This window comes from Pseudomonas sp. 3A(2025), assembly GCF_054589175.1.
Genome location: NZ_BAAILM010000059.1, coordinates 1 through 1,714 on the forward strand (window position 1 = coordinate 1; position 1,714 = coordinate 1,714).

Annotated in this window: 2 protein-coding genes; both read left to right on the forward strand. The window is 58.2% G+C overall.

Going from position 1 to position 1,714, the window contains the following annotated elements; translation table 11 throughout:
* Window positions 1-159, forward strand: a 159-nt coding sequence (gene tnpB / locus ACYP2A_RS21005) for an IS66 family insertion sequence element accessory protein TnpB (protein ID WP_459747796.1), incomplete at its 5' end; no start/stop codon positions are given.
* 19 nt (window positions 160-178) lie between these two features.
* A complete protein-coding gene (gene tnpC, locus ACYP2A_RS21010; protein ID WP_459747795.1) occupies window positions 179-1,696 on the forward strand; it encodes an IS66 family transposase in 1,518 nt (505 codons plus the stop codon).
* The last annotated feature ends 18 nt before the right edge of the window (window positions 1,697-1,714 follow it).

The window sequence follows — 1,714 nt, forward strand, 5'->3', positions numbered from 1 at the left end:
TGGCTCAAGCGCCTCGAAGCCGAGCGGTTCAAAACATCGCCTGACATCACCGACGATGTGATCGTACTCAGCGTTCAAGAGTTGAACTGGCTGCTCGACGGTTTTGACCTTTGGCGCAACCGACCTCATCAGGTCATGACACCTCGATTCGTCGCCTGACCCGGGTATAATCCGGGGCATGATTTCCATGCCCGATGCTCTCCCCGACGACCTGAATGCGCTCAAGCAACTGCTGGCGCAGATGCAGTCCAAAGTGGCTCTTCTTGAAGAGGAGAACGCTTTGCTGCGTCATCGTCTGTTCGGTCGCAAGTCCGAACAGAGTACCGATGCAGATTCGCCACAACTGGCACTCTTCAACGAGGCCGAAAGCCTGGCTGAAACGGTTGTTGAGGATGCTGACGAAGAATCGGCCAAACCCGCTAAACGTCGTGGCAAGCGCAAACCGTTACCGGCGGATTTGCCGCGTGTCGAGATGGTTCACGAACTGCCCGAGCATGGGCTGACCTGTGAGTGCGGCTGCCGCAAACATGTCATGGGCGAAGACGTCAGCGAGCAGCTTGAAATCGTGCCGATGCAGATCCGGGTGATCAAACACATCCGCAAAGTCTATGGCTGCCGAGGCTGCGAAACCGCACCGGTGACCGCCGACAAGCCCGCCCAACTTATCGAAAAAAGCCTGGCCAGCCCCAGCGTGCTGGCCATGCTGCTGACCACCAAATACGTCGATGGTCTGCCACTGCACCGTTTTGAAAAAGTGCTGGGGCGCCACGGTGTCGACGTCTCGCGGCAAACCCTGGCCCGCTGGGTCATGCAGTGCAGCGAACTCCTGCAGCCGCTGATCAATTTGATGCGCGATCAACTGCTGGAAAGTCGCGTGATCCACTGCGACGAAACCCGTGTCCAGGTCATGAAAGAGCCGGGCCGCGAAGCCACCAGCCAATCCTGGATGTGGGTGCAGACCGGCGGCCCGCCGGACAAACCGGTGATCCTGTTTGACTACTCGACCAGCCGTGAGCAGGAGGTGGCTTCACGCCTGCTTGCTGGCTATCGCGGTTACTTGATGACCGACGATTACTCAGGCTACAACGCGATCGAACAGCAAGCGGGTGTTGAGCGTCTGGGCTGTTGGGCGCATGCGCGGCGCAAGTTCGTGGATGCACAGAAAGTACAGCCCAAGGGAAAAACCGGGCGTGCCGATATGGCGTTGCTGAAGATCAATGCGCTGTACAAGATCGAGCGCGATCAGAAGAAACATCAGGTCAGCGAGGCAGAACTTCATCGAGTTCGAGCCGAGCAAAGTGTGCCCATCCTGAAAGAGCTGCACGAATGGCTGGAGAAAACCCAGCCTCATGTGACGCCGCAAAGCGCCTTGGGCAAAGCCGTGGGTTATCTGGCCAATAACTGGAGCAAGCTGAAGCGCTACACCGAGGTCGGCTACCTGCCCATCGATAACAATGCGGCCGAGCGCGCGATAAGGCCTTTTGTTATCGGGAGAAAGAACTGGCTCTTTTGCTTCACGCCCCGAGGTGCCAGCGCCAGTGCTCGCCTGTACAGTCTGGTTGAAACCGCCAAGGCGAATGGGCGTGAACCTTATGCATGGCTACGACACGTGCTGGAGCGTCTGCCCCAGGCGGTGTCGGTGGAAGACTTCGAAGCCTTGCTGCCGTGGAACTGCTCGCCGCAGATCCCGCGATGACGAAAAACCCCATCTTGT

What these genes read in the sequence shown, in the direction of transcription:
- tnpC (WP_459747795.1), top strand. Translation starts at nt 179, where the DNA reads ATGATTTCCATGCCCGATGCTCTCCCCGACGACCTGAATGCGCTCAAG.